We start from the raw sequence: 15,984 nt of genomic DNA on the forward strand, positions 1-15,984 counted from the left end.
CCATTCACGCGTCTCCCGCCCCTCCCCACCTCCGCGCCGTCGTCGATTGGGAGCGCTCCCACAGAAGGGCCGCACGCATGAGAAAGCTCCTGCGCACGCTCGCCGCATCGGCGTTCGCCTGTCTGCTGCTTCCCCTCGGCGCCGGGCAGCAGGCCGCCGCCACCACCCCGTCGGCCGACCCGATCGGCATGACCAGCGGTTTCTACGCCGACCCGAACTCGACGCCTGCGGCCTGGGCCGCGGCGAACCCCGGCGACGGGCGGGCCGCCGCCATCCGCGACAACATCGCCTCGCGGCCCATGGCCCGGTGGTTCGGGGCGTGGAGCGGGGACATCGGGGCAGCGGTCGGCTCCTACGTGGGCGCCGCCGACGCCGCCGACAAGCTGCCCGTCCTGATCGCGTACAACATCCCCGGCCGCGACGCCTGCGGCGGACACTCCGGCGGCGGCGCGGGCACCCCGAGCGCGTACCGCACCTGGATCTCCGCGTTCGCCTCGGCCATCGGCTCCCGGCCCGCACTGGTGGTCATCGAGCCCGACTCCCTCGGCGACTTCAGCTGCCTGAACCAGGCCCAGATCGACGAGCGCAACGGGATGCTCAAGGACGCGCTCGCCCGGTTCACCGCCCACGCCCCCAACACCTGGACGTACCTGGACGCCGGCAACCCGGCCTGGATCGGCGCGGCCACGATGGCGCAGCACCTCGACGGCGCGGGAGCCCGGCAGGCGCACGGCTTCTCGCTGAACATCTCGAACTACTACGGCACCGGCGAGAACTCCGCGTACGGCAACGCCATCAACGGGGCCCTGTCGGCGTCCTACGGCTACACGAAGCCGTACGTCGTCGACACCAGCCGCAACGGCAACGGCTCCAACGGCGCGTGGTGCAACCCGGGCGGGCGCAGGACGGGGACGGTCAGCCAGACGGGCGGCGGGGCCGAGATGCTGCTGTGGCTGAAGACCCCCGGGGAGTCCGACGGCGACTGCGGAGTCGGCGCCGGCTCCGTGGCCGGGCAGTTCCTGCCGGAGGTCGCCTACAAGATGATCTACGGGTACTGAGAGCCGATCCGTCCGGCCACCGAGCATGAGGAGGGAGAACTTCCGGCCATGCGCAGATGATCGTTCCGATGGCCGACGGCGCGACGGATACCGAAGATCCTTCACAGACAGGGCACATGCACGGCAAGACCTGCATCTCTCGGCCCCTCCAGCACTGAAGCGGAGGGGCGCGAGTGGTCGGCGACGCCCATATGACCATGCATACGTGTCCATATGAGAGCCAACCCCTTTTCGCCTCCTTATGCGAAGAGTCACCCCCGTGTACACATGATCACGGCGGTCCCGGAACAGCCTGGTGGGACGCCTCAGCCATGTGTACTTGGGGGTACATCCGTCATGCCCGGACCCACCCGCCGTCAGGCCCTCGGGGCCGCCATCGGCGTCGCCGCGGGCGGCGCGCTCGTCGGCGTCACCTCCGCTTCCGCGGACACCGTTCCGGCCGGGACCAGAAGCGGAGCCGGCACCGCCGGCCGCACCGGAGAACCCGGCTCCTTCGACGAGGTCTTCAAGGGCCGCCGCATCCGGGGCACGCCCGCCGAGGCCCACGCGAGCGCGCACGCACACGGGCACGCCGGACACGGCGCCGGCTACCGCGTCCTGATCGACGGCCGTGAACTTCCCGTGATGCGGCACGGGAAGAGCGGCTGGAGCAGCACGATCAACCACTACGAGAGATTCGCGACCCCGCTGGAGGCCGCCCGTACCGCGGTCATCTCGCTCAAGGGCGCCGTCGTCGTTCCGTTCGACCCCACCGCCTGACCCGGGAGCAGCCAGCCATGACCGTACGGAAGAACCAGGCGAGCCTCACGGCCCCCGAGAAGAAGGCCTTTGTCGACGCGGTACTGGAAGTCAAACGCATAGGCGTGTACGACGAATTCGTGCTCGCCCACCGCACGCGGTTCTCGATAGACATGAACACCGGCGTGTACGTGGGTCACTTCGGGCCGTCGTTCCTGCCCTGGCACCGCAAGTTCCTCATCGACTTCGAGAACGAACTGCGGAAGATCGACCCGTCGGTCTCGATCCCCTACTGGGACTGGACCGCCGACAACACCGTCGGCTCCTCGCTCTGGGCCCCGGACTTCCTCGGCGGCACCGGACGCCCCCTGGACGACCAGGTGATGGACGGGCCCTTCGCGCATTCCGGCGGCAAGTGGACGATCAACGTCTCGGTCGACAGCCGCGCTTTCCTCGCCCGCAATCTCGCCTACCGCGTTCCCACGCTCCCGCCGCGGTCCGATGTCGACGCCGCCCTCGCCATGCCCACCTACGACTCCCCGCCCTTCCGCGACGGCTCGGCGGGATTCCGCTCCGCGCTGGAGGGCTCCGCGGGATACATGAGCATGCACAACCGGGTGCACACCTGGGTCTGGGGCCATATGGAGACGAGCGTCTCCCCGAACGATCCGGTGTTCTGGCTGCACCACGCGTTCGTCGACAAGCTCTGGGCCGACTGGCACGCGCTCCACCCCACGAGCGCCGAGTACCTCCCCGCCGGCGGGACGGCCGATGTGATCGATCTGAACGACACCATGCCGCCCTGGCCGAACACGACCCCGCAGAGCATGCTCGACCACACGCCGTTCTACACCTACGCCTGAGCCCTCGTCACGGGGCGGATCCGGCCCCGCCCGTACCCCGGCCGGGCGGGCGGGCGGTTCCTGCCGGGGGCCGCCCGCAGAATGGCCCCCGGGCAGCGAGGCCGGGAACGACCGACGGGGGCAGCACGGCCGTGCTGCCCCCGTCACCTCATTCAGCCCACTCGCCCGCCCGCTCCTTCCCCTCCTCCGTGTAGAGCAGCAGGAAGGCGAAGATGCCCGCCAGGCCGGCCAGGACGCAGACGACCTCGGCGACGTCCGTGCCGAAGCCCGTCATCAACCCGGCGGATCCGACGGCGATGGCCACCGTCTGGCCCAGGACCACCACGATTCCGCCGATCAGGAACAGCGCGACGAGAACGCGGGAGGCGTTCAGACAGATCCTGTACATCCTCGTACTCCTCATCCGGGAATCCATACGGCACCGAGCACCATCAGCACGCCCATGGCGTAGGAGGGCAGCAGGTAGTAGAGCGTCACCGGAACGAAGATCCGCACCGGATTGATCGAAGCGATGCCCGCGGCCACGTACAGCGGAGCCGCGCCCGGAGGCGAGCAGCCCTCGGACGAGGCCCACACGATGATGGCGGCGAAGGCGATGTACGGCGGGACGTCGGCCGCCGTCAACGCCGCGAAGGCGACCGGCCCGACGGCCGCGAGGGTGGACGTCGTGTTGAGGGGACCCGCGACGACCACCACGATCAGCCCGACGACGAGCGCCGCGACGATCTGCGGTACGCCCTCCAGGCTCTCCAGGTAGGGCGCGAGCTGTTCGCCGATGCCCAGGGTGTTGAGCACGTTGGAGGCGGCGAACGCCGAGACCATCGTGACGCCGATCAACCCGAGTTTCGGGCTGATCTCCGAGAGCAGCGTCCACCACGCCCCGGCGCCGCGCGGCAGCGCCCGCCGCTCGACGACCAGTCCGGCGAGCAGCATGACCACCGGGAGCCAGACCAGCAGGGGCACGGCGTCGGAGACGTCCAGTCCCCCCAGCCGGTCGCCGATGAGATCGCTGGTCGGCGACGCCGTCAGCACGATGGGCACCGCGATGGCCGCCAGAACGATCAGCGAGGTCCAGCCGGCCGCGAAGGACTGGCGGAGCGGGTGGATGTCCTCCGCCGCCATCGCGCCCACGCCCCGTCGTTTGACGATGACGTAGGCGATGACCAGCCGCATCGCGACCATCCAGGCGCCCACCACGAAGATCGTGCCGACCACGTCCTCCGCCCGCAGGACCGGCAGGACGGTCGGTGCCGCGAGCAGGATGAAGAAGGCGCCGCTGAACGGGAAGGTGGCGCCGACGCCCGCGTTGCCGGCGAGGACCAGTGCGGCGGTCTCGCCGCTCGCCTTGGAGCGCTTCATCCAGGGAATGGTGATGGACCCGATGGTCGCCACGATCGCCGCGCCGTTGTGCGCGACGGCGCCGAAGAGACCGGCCGAGACCGTCGCCGCGTAGACGGAGCCGCCCTCGCGACGGCCGAACATCGAACTGAGAATGTCGATCATGCGCTGCACGAGCCCCGTTCTCGTCAGCAGTTCGCTGACGAAGACGAAGGCCAGGGCGGCGAAGGTGATCTCCGACGTCAGCCCCTCCACGAGGCTCTCCCACGCGACGCGCGGCGCTTCGGTGCCGGCGAACGCGGCACTGACCAGGAAGCCGATGACCATGGCTTCGCCGATATTGCGTTTGACCGCCACGTTCCACACGATGATGGCCCCGATGAAGGCGACCAGTGCGAGTATCGCGTTCATCGACAACCCCCCGGGCAGGCGGGGCGGGGATCGGTCGGCCGGTCTTCGGCCGCGTACCGCTCAGCCCCGTCGCGGCGCTTCCAGTCCGGCTCTCCGGTAGGCATCTCCCGCCTCCTTCCCGGTGAGGAAGGCGTGCAGCGCACCGGCCCGTTCGCCGGCCCCGGCGCCCAGGGCCGCCGAGAGTTCGGTGAAGTGCTGGGCCCCGTCCGGCAGCGGTCCCACCACCTGGGCCTCGGGCACGAACAGCAGCTCGCTCATCTGCTGTACGGCCAGATCGGCGCGGCCGTCGACCACCGCCAGCGCGGTGAAGCCCTTCTCCACGACGGTGGCGCGGGCGTTCACCTCGTCCGCGATCCCGAGGCGCTCCAGCAGCCCGGCGAAGTGGACCCCGCTGGCCCCGGTGCGGGAGTAGGCGACCGAACGGGCCGAGCGGAGCGTGGCGATCAGTGCGTCGACCGTGTCGATGGCGGGCGGCTCGGCGCCGGGCGGCATGGCCAGGCCGATCCCGACCCGGGCGATGTCGCGCACCGAGGACGGGTCGATCACCCCTGCCTCGCACAGAGCCGGGAACGCCCCGGTCACTCCGACCATGACCTCCGGCCGGGCGCCCTCCCCGATCCTCCGCAACAGCACGTTCGTCGGGTCGTAGACGGTGTCGACGGCCGTCGCGGTCTTCGCGGTGAACGCCGCGAGAACGTCGTCGTCGAGGGCCTTCTTCACCGCCAGGGCGCTGAAGAGCGACACGGTGTGCGGTATGTCCGCGGACATCTTCGTCCTTTCACAAGGGTGGGGCGACGGCTGCTGTCGGGAGAATGTCCCGGCGCGTCCGTGCGGTTTCCCCGGGATGCTTCGGGGGGTGGGTCAGTGGGAGGCGGGGCGCAGCGCGGCACGCTGGGCCGCGGTCAGCGGCCGCGTGGGGACGCCGCGCAGCAGCAGGAAGAGCTTCGCCGTCTCCTCTATCTCCTCGGCCATCTCCAGCGCGCGCCGGAGGTCCGGAGCGGCGGCGACCGGGCCGTGGTTGCTCAGCAGGAGCGCGGCGTGCTCGCGGGCCGACGCTTCGACGGCGTCGGCCGCCCGGCTGTCGCCGGGGGCGAAGTACGGCAGCAGCGCGAGGCTGCCGACGCGCATCGCGTAATAGGCCGTCAGCGGCGGCAGGGCGTCCCGCCGGTCGGCCAGGGCCAGGCACGAGACGGCCGCCGCGTGCGTGGAGTGGGTGTGCACCACCGCGCCGGCGCCGGGTCGGGCCCGGTACACCGCGGCGTGCAGGAACGCCTCCTTGGACGGTGGGGCGCCGGACACGTGGAGCCCGTCGGCGTCGATGACGGACAGTTCCTCGGCACGCACGGTGGCCAGGCTCGAACCGGTGGGCGTCACCAGAATGTGCTCGCCGGCGCGCACCGAGACGTTGCCCGTGCTCCCGTGCGTCAGCGAACGGGCGGCGACCGCGCGCGCGGTGGCGACGAGGCGGCTCCGTTCGGCTGCGTCGTCCCGCCCGCTCATGTGCCGACCGCCGGTTCCGGGGAGGGCGCGGAGAGCGCGGAGGCGTCGAGGAGAAGGCCGGGGTCACCGAAGTTGCCCGACTTGAGCAGCAGCGCCAAGGGGGGCTCGCCCAGGGGGTGAATCCACGGCACCCCGCGCGCGGCTTCCGCCCCGACGTGCGCGCCGGTGACGCCGAGAGCGGCGACGACAGCGCCGGAGGTCTCGCCCCCGGCCGCGACCAGTCTGCGCACGCCCCGCTCGACCAGTCCTGTCGCGATGCGCCCCGTCGCCGCCTCCAGCAGGGCCGCAGACCGTTCCACGCCCAGCGCACGCTGTGTCTCGCGCAGCGTTTCCGGGGCCGCCGAGGAGTAGATGACGGGTGCGGCGCCGTTCGCGGGCAGGGTGTCGTACCAGGCGAGGGCGGCGTCGGCGAGCGCCACGGCGTCCGGTGTCGCCACCGGGTCGAGGCGGTAGCCGGGCCGGCCCGCGTCGGCGAGCACCGCGAGCTGTTCCAGGGTGCGGTGGGAGCAGCTGCCGCTCAGCACGGCGGCCGGTCCGCCCGGCGGACCCGAGGCGTCCGCGGCCTCCCGCTCGCCGTCGCCCGTGTCCCGCCCGGCGCCGGGCGTGCGGCCGGTTCGCTCCTCGGCGTACGCGTGCGCCAGTCCGCCGGCCAGGCCGGCGGCGCCCGCGACGAGAGGTGAGCCGAGGGCGGCCCGCCCGAGCGTGCGCAGATCGCTCTCGTCGATGCCGTCGGCCAGGACGTAGCGCGCGCCGCGCGCTCCGGCGGCCGCCAGCGCTTCACGCACCGCCGCCCCGCCCTCCCGGACCGTTCCGAGCCCGATCAGCGCGACCTTCTCGCGGGTCTGGGCCCGTAGCAGCCTGGGCAGATACGAGTCCGTCATGGGGGTGACCGGGTGGTCGCGCATGTGCGACTCCCCGAGCAGTACGTCATCCACGAAGAGACAGCCCTGGTACTGGGTCCGCAGGTGCTCGGGCGAACTCGGCGTCAGCGGCACCGTACCGGCGCCCGTCGCCTCGGCCAGCCGGTCCAGGACCGGACCGATGTTGCCGCGCGCGGTCGAGTCGAAGGTCGAGCAGAACTTGAAGTAGATCTGCCCCGCGCCCTGTCCGCGCAGCCAGTCCAGCGCGCCCAGGGACGAGGCGACCGCGTCGGCCGGGGGCGCCATCCGGCTCTTCAACGCGACGACCAGGGCCTCGTGTCCGGGCAGGTGACTCGTGTCGGGCTCGTGCGTCTCCTGCCCCGTACGGTCAGGCACACCGAAGAACAGCAGCGTCCGCAGTCCCGCGCGGCGCAGCGCCACGGCGACGTCCGTCGCGCCGGTGAAGTCGTCGGCGACGACCCCGAGCGGTGCGGTAGCGCGGGTCCGGTCCGTCGGGCGGTGGGCGTTTCGGCTGAGGGTCACAGCGGGCTCCCGGTGAGGGCGGTGCGCAGGGCGGCGGCCGCCGCGTGCGGACCGGAGACGACGGGCACCCCCAGCGCGGTGGAGAGGGACGCGGCGGCGGGCGCCAGGGAGAACTGGGCGAGCAGGACCGTGTCCGCGTCGGTGACGAGTGGCAGGCACGCGTCCCGCAGCGCGTCGTGGAGCGTGGAGAGGTCGCCGTCGCGGGCCGCGGCGAATGCGTCGGGTGCGACCACTCCGACCGGTTCCGTCGCCCGTCCAGCCGCCGCGGCGGCGGCGGAGAAGCGGGTCAGCGAGTCCCGCATCGCGGCCTCGAAGGAGGCGAGCACGAGGACCCGGCCCCGTCCCTCGGAGAGCGCCAGGGCCTGTTCGAAGGCGGCGGAGTCGGGGGCCAGGAGCGGGACCGGCGTCTCGACCGCCTCGGTGACCGAGCCGTAGAGCGAACAGGTCAGCAGCACTCCGTCGGCCCCGCCGGCCAGGGCGTGGCCGATCAGCCGGGCCATCCGGTCCACGAGAGCCTGCGGCAGCGGGCCGCTCTCCGGCGCGTCGCCGAGCAGCCGGTCGTCCAGCAGGTTCCAGGGCTCGGCCGCCGGGAACTCCTTCGCCAGTCCCGCGACCGCCGGGGCGACGGCGGTGGGTGTGGCACTGATCAGCGCGATCCTCGGTGCGCGGGCACGCCCCGCCGCTACCCCGCTCATCGGCGCGCCTCCGCCGGTGACGCCGCTGCTCCGCAGTGCCGGCCGACCCAGGAAAGACCGTTCACGGTGCCGTTCGCCGGGCGGTACTCGCAGCCGATCCAGCCCAGGTACGAGGCGTCCAGGAGCGTGCCGAAGACCCGCTGCCAGGAGATCTCGCCGCTGCCCGGCTCCGTCCGGTCCGGCGGGTCGGCGATCTGCAGGTGCCGGACCCGGGGCAGGTGCTCGCGCAGGGTCGTGACGAGGTCGCCCTCCTGGACCTGTACGTGGTAGAGGTCCAGGAGCAGCCCGATCCCGTCCCCGCCGAGGGCTTCGACGACGGCGGCGGCCCGTGCCTGGGTGTCCAGCAGGAACCCGGGCACGTCACGGCCGTTCTGTGCTTCCAGGACCAGGCACACCCCCGTGCCCCGGGCCCGTTCGACGGCCCAGGCCAGGTTGGTGACGAACGTGGCGAAGGCCCGGTCGTGGCTGACGTCGGGCGGCCGGATGCCGCCCAGCACGTGCAGGAAGTCGCTGCCCAGCTCGGCCGCGTAGTCGAGGCCGCGCTCCAGGTCCCCGCGGAACCCGCCGGCCCGGCCGGGAAGACAGGCCACGCCCGCCCGCTCGGCCGAACCGGGCTCGCCCGTCGGCGCGTTGATCAGTACCTGGTGGAGTCCCGCGTCGTCGAGGCGTCGGCGCAGACGGGCTGCCGGGTACGGGTAGGGGTCGGCGTACTCGACGCCGGTGAAGCCGGCCGCCGCGGCGGCGTCGAACCGTTCCTCGAAGGGGACTTCGGTGAACAGCCACTTGAGGTTGGCGTCGAAGCGCAGCCCGTTCGGCGCCCGCATCAGCGTGCTCCGGTGCCGGCGGCGACGCTCACGCTGTCGGGGTTGACCAGGTGGTCCGGGGTGCGCCCGGCGAGCAGCTCGATCACCTGCCGGGCGGCCATCGCGCCGGACCTGGCACGGGCCTCGACCGTGGCGGCGGCGATGTGCGCGGTCACGATGACGCTGTCGAGCCCGCGCAGCCTGCTGTCGGCGGGCAGCGGTTCATGCTCGGTCACGTCCAGCGCGGCGCCCGCCAGCCGGCCCGCCCGGACCGCGTCGGCAAGCGCGTCCTCGTCCACGACTCCACCCCGGGAGGTGTTGATCAGATAGGCGTCGGTCTTCATCCGGCGCAGGGCGGCCGCGTCGATCAGGTGCCGGGTGGTCGCGTCCAGGGAGAGGTGCAGGGTGAGGAAGTCCGCCTCGGTCAGCACGTCGTCGAGGGATCGCGCCTCGACCCCGGTCTCCTTCAGGAAGTCCTCGTCCTGCCAGGGGTCATGGGCGATGACCCGCATGCCGAGGGCGAGCGCCGCGCGGGCGACGGTCCTGCCGATGGAGCCGAGGCCGACGATCCCGAGCGTGGTGCCGTGCAGTTCCCGGCCGCTCTCCTGCGTCCAGCCGCCCTCCCGCACCGCGGTGAGGTTCTGCGGGATGCGCCGGGCGCAGTTCAGCATGAGCGCCAGGACGTGTTCGGCGACGGACATGCGGTTGGTCCCCGGGGTGATGGTGACCGCGACGCCGTGCCGGGTCGCCGCCGCGATGTCGATGTTGTCGTGGCCGACGCCGCAGCGGCTGAGGATCCTCAGTCCGGGTGCCGCTTCGATGACCTCCGCGGAGAAGGGATCGGTACCGGCGACGACACCCGCCACGTCGGCGACGCATTCCGCCAGCGTGGTCCCGGCGGCCTCCCGGTCGGCGCGCCGGGCGAAGACCGTCTCCAGGCCGGCGTCGCGGAGGATGCGGTCGACCGGGCCGCCGGGTTCGAGGTAAGGCGTTGTCACGAGTACACGGGGCGCACGTTCTTCGGAGGGCTGCGTCATGGGGATCCTCTGCGTTCTGCGGTGGCGCACAACCAATGAGATCGCGACTATAGTATACGATTCTAAGTAACGCTATAGCATTTACTTGAACAGGCGATCGAGAAGGAGGGGGCGCGCTACCATCGGGCGACGAAGGAGACCTTGCATGCCTACGCGCCCGTCCGAGCGGCAACCCCTGGCCGATCAGATGTACGAAGTGCTGCTCGGACAGTTCATGGACGGGCTGTGGTCACCGGGCCGGCCGCTCAATATCGGTGCCCTGTCCCGCGAGCTGAACGTCAGCCAGACCCCTCTGCGGGAGGCGCTCGCCCGGCTCGAGCACACCGGCCTGGTCCGCCGCGAGGCGCTCAAGGGCTACCGGGTGGCACCGCTGTTCAGCGAGACCGAGCTGATCAAACTGATGGACGCCCGGCTGGTGCTGGAGCCGACCCTCACCTACGAGGCGGGCCGCCGGACCACCCCCGAGTTCCTCCAGGACGTCGCCGACAGCATCGAGGAGTTGCGGCGCTGCGCGACAGGGGACGGCTCGACGTCACTGCGGGCCTATCTGTCGGCGGACGAGCGCTTCCACTTCCTGATCGCCCGGCAGTCGGCCAATCCCTTCCTGGAGTCGGCGTACCGTTCGCTGAGCGGCCACGTCCAGCGCTTCCGGCTCTTCACCGAGCTGGGATCGTCCGACGCGGAGTCACCCGCCCGCGATCACGCGGCCGTCCACGAGGCCCTGGTCGCGGGCGATGCCGAGGGGGCCGCCGACCGGATGCGGGAGCACATCGAGAACGCGAAGGCACGTGCGCTGAAGGACCGCCAGGCCGTGGCGAACGACTGACCCGGCCCGTCACGGCCTCCACCTCACGGATCAGCGGTTCCGGGCCCCGTCCGTGACCCGGTCGAGCCCGTAGAAGTCGGCGACGCACCCTCCGGGCCAGTACGAACGCCCGCCCTGGCTGAACGGCTCCAGCATGTTGCTGATCACCAGGCGCTCGTACGGCAGGACCAGCCTCCCGGCCGCCGCCCCCTCGCGGAGCCGGCGGTCCTGGGCGTCCCACTTCTCGGCCCGGGCCCGCATCGCGGTGTCCAGGTTGGCGAGCGACACGGCCGGGCCGACGCAGACCAGGACGCAGAGCGCGGCGCACACCGCCTTCGCCGGGGCGGTGCGGAGGGTGAGGCGGCGCAGGCCCAGGCCGAGGAGGGCGCCCGCGCCGACGAGCAGGATCACGTACAGCAGGAGGTAGTCGTTCCACAGCCGGTTGGCGCTCGGGTCGCTGACCCGGTCGCGGAACACCGGGTAGGCGATGACCGTGCAGAGGTAGCCGGCGACGAGAAGCGCGAGCGCTCCGGCGGCGGTGAGCAGGGGCCAGTGCGCGGGCGGGCGGGGCGGTGCCCCGTCCGCCCGTCGGCACAGCAGCCCCAGCAGTACGCCTGCCGCGACCGCCCCGGCGTACTGCCAGGTCGTGGCCACGGTGACGGTGATCTCGGCGAACGCGCGCAGCGACGCGGTGAGGGAGTCGGGGGCGAGCAGGGAGGTGGTCTCCGCCCCGAAACGGTCCCTGCGGCGCGTGGAGCCGGGTGAGGTGATGAGGACAACGGCACCGGCCGCCGTCCCGGCGATTCCCGCCGCGCACCAGCGCCGGACGAAGCCCCGTTCCCGGGCGGGGACGACGCGGCCGGACAGGAGGAGCGCGGCCAGGAGCACCGTCACGACGACGATCGCCGTCTCCTCGGACAGCGTGGCGAGGAAGGCGCCCATGAGCGCGGCGACGGCGAGCGCGAGGGCCCGCCCCCGGCGGGAGCGGGCGAGCAGGAGCGGGATCAGGGCGGCGCAGGCCAGGACGGGCGGCAGGGTGTGCGAGACGGACGCGGCGGGCCAGAGATACGTCTTGTACGTGTTCGGCGTGACGAACAGGAAGAGCGCGGTGGTCAGGGCCGCGAGCAGGAGCGGCAGCCCGCGCGGGGTGCGCAGCCCGGCCCGGCCCAGCGCCAGGACGGCCACCGCCCAGAGGACCGCGAGCACCAGAACCCCGCTGATCAGGGGGAACCACTGGTGTCCCGCGACCTGGAACTTCGCGTACGCACCGACGAGGAGGGCGTTGGCGACCCGCCCGTTGTCGTCGAAGTAGAACTTCCCCACGAGGCCGGTGATGCCGTCGTCCCGTACGGCGGGCAGGAAGCACCAGTCGTCCGCACCGGGCCTCACCCACCGCCCGAACCACGAGGCGGCGGCGAGCAGGGCGAGCGGCGGGAGTGCGAGGGCGCTCACCCAGAGGGCGGTCCACGGGCGGTCGGCGGCGCGCCCGGCCGGGTCCGACGTCCCCTCTCCCTCCCCCGGTCTCTCCGGGGCGGCGGTCACGGGAACGTCGTCGGACATCGCGGACGTCACCCCTCCTGGGACGTGCGGGTGGGCAGCGGTTCGGGCGCCGGACGGCCGGACAGCGGTTCGGCCTGCTGCACCGCCGTGGCGGCCTTGTGCTGGCCCGAGGTGATCGCCCATCGGGCCAGCAGGAACGAGACGGGGGTGACGAGGACGCCCGCCGCCAGCGCGGCGAGGTTCTTGTCCATCCCGAGACCGCTCACCGCCCCGTAGAGCAGCGCCCCGGACGCCACCAGGTTGACCAGGCTGGAGAGGGGATAGCGGACGAACGCGTGCCAGGTCGGCCTCGTCCGGCAGGTGACGTAGGAGTTGAGCAGGAACGAGCACAAGATGCTGACCGCGTAGCCGATGACATGGGCCGTCAGGTAGGGGATCCAGCGGTTCAGCGAGGCGTAGATCCCAAGGTAGACGGCGGTGTTCACGCAGCCGATGAGGATGAAGCTGCCGAACTGGCGGACGGTACGGGACCGGCCGGGGCGGTGGCGGCGGCCCGTTCGCCCGGGCCTCCGGTGAGTTGCGGGCGCGGTGGGCTGTCCGACAGCACGCGCCGCGTCGCGTCGGTCTCCCGCACGACGTAGGGCGGGCGGTGCTTCGCCTCGTGGTAGATGCGGCCCACGTACTCGCCGATGACCCCGAGCGTCACCAGCTGGATGCCGCTGAGGGCGACGACGGCGGTGAGGAGGGTGGCGTAACCGGGGGTGTCCGCGCCGTGCAGGACGACGCCCACGACCGTCCACAGGGCGTAGACCAGGGCCGAGACGAAGACCCAGAAGCCGGTGTAGATGGCGAGGCGGAGCGGACGGTTGTTGAAGGAGAGCAGTCCGTCGATGCCGTAGTTCAGCAGCCGCCTGCTGCCCCATTTCGACCGGCCCGCCACCCGCTCGCTGTTGCGGTAGCGGAAGGTGACCGTGTCGAAGCCGATCCAGGAGAAGATCCCCTTGGAGAAGCGGTTGCTCTCCGGGAGGGACAGGACGCTCTCCACGGCCCGCCTCGACAGCAGTCGGAAGTCCCCCGAGCCGTCGATGAGCTCCACGTCCATGCAGCGGCGGACGAGCGCGTAGTAGGTGTGGCTCAGGGTGCTGCGGAGCATGCCCTCGCCGGCGCGGTCGCGGCGCGGGATGACCTGGTCGTAGCCGTGCCGGTGCAGTTCCAGCATGCGGGGGATCAGCTCCGGCGGGTGCTGGAGGTCGGCGTCCATGATCACCACGGCCGCTCCCCGCGACATACGGAGGCCGGCGAGCATGGCGGCCTCCTTGCCGAAGTTGCGGCTGAAGGCGGTGTAGTGGACCCGTGGGTCGCGCGCGGCGAGGGCGCTCAGCAGGAGGCGGGTGCGGTCCCGGCTGCCGTCGTCCACGTAACAGATCTCGAAGCTGTCCCCGAGGGGTTCCAGGACGCCGGTCAGGGCGGCGTGGAAGGCCTCGATCACCTCGGCCTCGTCGAAACACGGCACGACGACCGACAGCTGAAGGCCAGTCACACGCCACCTCCGGACTTCGGGCCCCTCGTGGGTGCCGGGCCGCACCGGCGCGGCACCGTCGGCCTCCGGCACCGGGCCCGGAACGCGCCACGTCCGCCCCATCTGACGACGGTCGGCGTCCGCCGTCTCTCCGTACACGCGCGGGGGTGTCCCTTTCCCCCGCCCTGTCATGCGAACAGCCGACGCGGGTCGGCGGAACGCCGGGTCGCGGGGGCGAAAAAGCGCACATAGCCTCGCAAAGGTGACATCTCCTCGACTGCCACGGACCCGGAGCACCGCCCCCGGCAGCGCCCGGCTTCCCGGCCGGTCCACCGGTCCTCCCGCCGGGTCCCCCACCAGGCCTCTCACCGGCCTGCTCGCCGTGCTGCCCGCCGGCCTCCTCGCCGTGCTGTCCGCCGTGTGCTGGCTGGTGCTCCCCGCCGCCGCGACCGCCCGCGCCGACGACCCCGTCGAGCTGTCCCGGGACGGGCAGATCACCGACCGGGTGGGGGCTCTGGGCGACCGGACGGGGCAGGTGGAGGACGCGCTCGACCGCTTGTACGCCGATGAGCGCATCCAGCTCTTCGTGGTGTACGTACGTGATTTCTCCGGCCGGTCCGGACAGACCTGGAGCGACGAGACCGCCAACCGCAACGGCCTGGGCCAGGACGACGTGCTGCTCTCCGTCGCCACCCACGACCGGCAGTACGCCTACTCCGTCGACGCCGGCTCCCCGCTCACCGACGGACAGCTGCGGGACGTGGCGGGCACCGCGATCGAACCCGCGCTGCGGGAGAACGACTGGGCGGGGGCCGCGATCGGCGCGGCCGACGGCTACGGCTCCGTACTGGCCGGACGACCGGTGACCGCCCCCGCCATCACCCCGGGGCCCGCCGACCCCGGAACGGGCGGCTCCGACTCCACCGGCGCCCGCGACTTCATCCTTCCGGCGGCCGTCGTGGTGGGCGTGGGCGCGGTCGGCGCCTACGCGTACGCCCGGCGCAAACGGCGCACGACGACCCGCACCACCCCGGCGGCCACCGGCTGGGGCCGGGGCGCGGGAGCGAGTGGTGCGCCGGAGCCGCCTACGCCGCTGCCGGAGCTGGACGGGCAGGCGAAGGAGGTGCTGGTGGACACCGACGACGCGGTGCGCACCAGCGAGGAGGAACTCGGCTTCGCCACCGCCCAGTTCGGCGAGGAGGCGGCGAAGCCCTTCACCGAGGCGGTCGCCCGGGCGAAGGACGAGCTGACGCGATCGTTCCGGTTGCGCCAGCAACTCGACGACGCCTTCCCCGAGGACGACGCGACCCGGCGCCGGATGCTGGAGGAGATCCTCACCCGCTGCGCGGCGGCGAACGAGGGCCTGGACACCGTCTCCGAGGACTTCGACCGGCTGCGCGCCCTGGAACGTACCGCTCCGGAGGCCCTGGCCGCCGTGGACGCCACGCACCGCGACCTCGCCGGACGGGTCGCGGAAGCCGAGTCGGGCGTCGCCGGGCTGCGCGAACGGTACGGGGAGGGCGTCGCCGCCCCCGTGGCGGCCGACGTCGAGCAGGCGAAGGACCGGCTCGTCTTCGCGGCCTCGGCCGTGGAGCAGGCCGGCACGGCGGTCGAGGGCGGCGAGAACTCCCGGGCCGCGGTGTACATCCGGGGAGCCGAGGGCGCGGTGGGCCAGGCGGGCACGCTGCTGGAATCGGTGGACCGGCGGGCGGCGGAGCTGGGCGAGGCCGCGCGGAAGCTGCCCGCCGCGCTGACCGAGACGGAGACCGACCTCGCGGACGCGGGCGGGCTGCTCGAAGGGACCGCCGAGGGCGCGTCGACCGCCGATCTGCGCGGCCGCATCGCCCGCGCCGAGGCCGTGCTCGGTGATGTCCGGGCCGCGACGGCCGCGGGACCGTACGACCCGATCGACGCGCTGCGCCGGGTGGAGGAGGCGGACGCGGCCCTGGACGAGGCGCTGGCCGGGGCCCGGGACCAGGAGCGGGGCGAGGCGAAGGCCCGCTCCCTCCTCGATCAGGCGATGCTCACCGCCCGGTCCGCGATCGGGGCGGCGGCCGACTACATCACGACCCACCGGGGTGCGGTCGGCAGCCAGGCCCGTACCCGGCTCGCGGAGGCGCAGCGGCGGTGGGAGCGGGCCCGGGAGCTGTCGGCCGCGGACGCGCAGGGGGCGCTGGCCGAGGTGCGGCAGGCGGACGCGCTGGCCGGGCAGGCGATGAGCCTGGCCGAGCAGGACGTCCGCGGCTTCGGCTCCCTGCCGGGGTCCGGCTCCCCGCCTGTCTCTTATATACATCTCCGAGCAACAAATTATATT

The 15,984-nt window shown here is 72.6% G+C and carries 14 protein-coding genes and 1 pseudogene; 5 read left to right on the plus strand and 10 right to left on the minus strand.

Features of this window, described 5'->3' with window-relative positions:
• Nucleotides 1-77: 77 nt before the first annotated feature.
• The 3 genes from HET64_RS24765 (at nt 78) to HET64_RS24775 (ending at nt 2,659) form a co-directional block, all read left to right on the plus strand.
• Nucleotides 78-1,058, plus strand: coding sequence for a glycoside hydrolase family 6 protein (locus HET64_RS24765; RefSeq protein WP_215109068.1), 981 nt, complete (start codon nt 78-80; stop codon nt 1,056-1,058).
• A gap of 336 nt (nt 1,059-1,394) precedes the next feature.
• Nucleotides 1,395-1,817 carry a tyrosinase cofactor gene (locus tag HET64_RS24770; RefSeq protein WP_215109070.1) on the plus strand — a complete coding sequence of 141 codons (423 nt, stop codon included), beginning with the start codon at nt 1,395-1,397 and terminating at the stop codon, nt 1,815-1,817.
• Between the two features lie 17 nt (nt 1,818-1,834).
• Nucleotides 1,835-2,659, plus strand: coding sequence for a tyrosinase family protein (locus HET64_RS24775; protein ID WP_215109072.1), 825 nt, complete (start codon nt 1,835-1,837; stop codon nt 2,657-2,659).
• A gap of 148 nt (nt 2,660-2,807) precedes the next feature.
• Here HET64_RS24775 and HET64_RS24780 read toward each other — a convergent pair whose 3' ends face one another.
• From HET64_RS24780 to HET64_RS24815, 8 genes are all read right to left on the minus strand, one after another.
• A complete protein-coding gene (locus HET64_RS24780; protein ID WP_251145815.1) occupies nt 2,808-3,047 on the minus strand; it encodes a hypothetical protein in 240 nt (79 codons plus the stop codon).
• Between the two features lie 11 nt (nt 3,048-3,058).
• Nucleotides 3,059-4,408, minus strand: a complete 1,350-nt coding sequence (locus tag HET64_RS24785; protein ID WP_215109090.1) for a TRAP transporter large permease subunit — start codon at nt 4,406-4,408, stop codon at nt 3,059-3,061.
• A 60-nt stretch (nt 4,409-4,468) separates the two neighbouring features.
• Nucleotides 4,469-5,176, minus strand: coding sequence for a substrate-binding domain-containing protein (locus tag HET64_RS24790; RefSeq protein WP_215109092.1), 708 nt, complete (start codon nt 5,174-5,176; stop codon nt 4,469-4,471).
• Between the two features lie 93 nt (nt 5,177-5,269).
• Complete coding sequence (locus tag HET64_RS24795; protein ID WP_215109095.1) at nt 5,270-5,908, minus strand: aldolase; 639 nt, start codon at nt 5,906-5,908, stop codon at nt 5,270-5,272.
• Entirely contained in the window at nt 5,905-7,311 is a 1,407-nt protein-coding gene (gene otnK / locus HET64_RS24800; RefSeq protein ID WP_215109097.1) for a 3-oxo-tetronate kinase, read from the minus strand. Before otnK ends, HET64_RS24795 begins: the two co-directional genes overlap by 4 nt.
• Nucleotides 7,308-8,006, minus strand: coding sequence for an aspartate/glutamate racemase family protein (locus tag HET64_RS24805; RefSeq protein WP_215109099.1), 699 nt, complete (start codon nt 8,004-8,006; stop codon nt 7,308-7,310). The genes otnK and HET64_RS24805 overlap by 4 nt, the downstream gene beginning before the upstream one ends.
• A complete protein-coding gene (locus tag HET64_RS24810) occupies nt 8,003-8,830 on the minus strand; it encodes a hydroxypyruvate isomerase family protein (protein ID WP_215109101.1) in 828 nt (275 codons plus the stop codon). Before HET64_RS24810 ends, HET64_RS24805 begins: the two co-directional genes overlap by 4 nt.
• Nucleotides 8,830-9,807, minus strand: coding sequence for a phosphoglycerate dehydrogenase (locus HET64_RS24815; RefSeq protein WP_308370364.1), 978 nt, complete (start codon nt 9,805-9,807; stop codon nt 8,830-8,832). The genes HET64_RS24810 and HET64_RS24815 overlap by 1 nt, the downstream gene beginning before the upstream one ends.
• 184 nt (nt 9,808-9,991) lie before the next feature.
• Here HET64_RS24815 and HET64_RS24820 point away from each other — a divergent pair, with 184 nt between their 5' ends.
• Nucleotides 9,992-10,672 (plus strand): GntR family transcriptional regulator, encoded by a 681-nt coding sequence (locus tag HET64_RS24820; protein ID WP_215109106.1) that lies wholly within the window; start codon nt 9,992-9,994, stop codon nt 10,670-10,672.
• A gap of 30 nt (nt 10,673-10,702) precedes the next feature.
• Here the strand turns inward: HET64_RS24820 and HET64_RS24825 are convergent, their stop codons facing one another.
• Complete coding sequence (locus HET64_RS24825; protein ID WP_215109108.1) at nt 10,703-12,211, minus strand: DUF6056 family protein; 1,509 nt, start codon at nt 12,209-12,211, stop codon at nt 10,703-10,705.
• Nucleotides 12,212-12,219: 8 nt separating this feature from the next.
• Nucleotides 12,220-13,691, minus strand: a pseudogene (locus tag HET64_RS24830) (glycosyltransferase).
• Nucleotides 13,692-14,055: 364 nt separating this feature from the next.
• On the opposite strand from HET64_RS24830, the gene HET64_RS24835 reads away from it, so the two are divergent.
• The coding region (locus HET64_RS24835) for a TPM domain-containing protein (protein WP_251145819.1) at nt 14,056-15,984 on the plus strand (1,929 nt) is incomplete at its 3' end.

Origin of the sequence: Streptomyces sp. McG3, from assembly GCF_018619185.1 — a bacterium.
Classification (GTDB): Bacteria; Actinomycetota; Actinomycetes; order Streptomycetales; family Streptomycetaceae; genus Streptomyces.

Coding starts and splice junctions, on each gene's coding strand:
- HET64_RS24825 (WP_215109108.1), bottom strand. CDS start 12,211: ATGTCCGACGACGTTCCCGTGACCGCCGCCCCGGAGAGACCGGGGGAG.
- HET64_RS24770 (WP_215109070.1), top strand. CDS start 1,395: ATGCCCGGACCCACCCGCCGTCAGGCCCTCGGGGCCGCCATCGGCGTC.
- HET64_RS24795 (WP_215109095.1), bottom strand. CDS start 5,908: ATGAGCGGGCGGGACGACGCAGCCGAACGGAGCCGCCTCGTCGCCACC.
- HET64_RS24820 (WP_215109106.1), top strand. CDS start 9,992: ATGCCTACGCGCCCGTCCGAGCGGCAACCCCTGGCCGATCAGATGTAC.
- HET64_RS24785 (WP_215109090.1), bottom strand. CDS start 4,408: ATGAACGCGATACTCGCACTGGTCGCCTTCATCGGGGCCATCATCGTG.
- HET64_RS24805 (WP_215109099.1), bottom strand. CDS start 8,006: ATGAGCGGGGTAGCGGCGGGGCGTGCCCGCGCACCGAGGATCGCGCTG.
- HET64_RS24790 (WP_215109092.1), bottom strand. CDS start 5,176: ATGTCCGCGGACATACCGCACACCGTGTCGCTCTTCAGCGCCCTGGCG.
- HET64_RS24775 (WP_215109072.1), top strand. CDS start 1,835: ATGACCGTACGGAAGAACCAGGCGAGCCTCACGGCCCCCGAGAAGAAG.
- HET64_RS24765 (WP_215109068.1), top strand. CDS start 78: ATGAGAAAGCTCCTGCGCACGCTCGCCGCATCGGCGTTCGCCTGTCTG.
- HET64_RS24780 (WP_251145815.1), bottom strand. CDS start 3,047: ATGTACAGGATCTGTCTGAACGCCTCCCGCGTTCTCGTCGCGCTGTTC.
- HET64_RS24810 (WP_215109101.1), bottom strand. CDS start 8,830: ATGCGGGCGCCGAACGGGCTGCGCTTCGACGCCAACCTCAAGTGGCTG.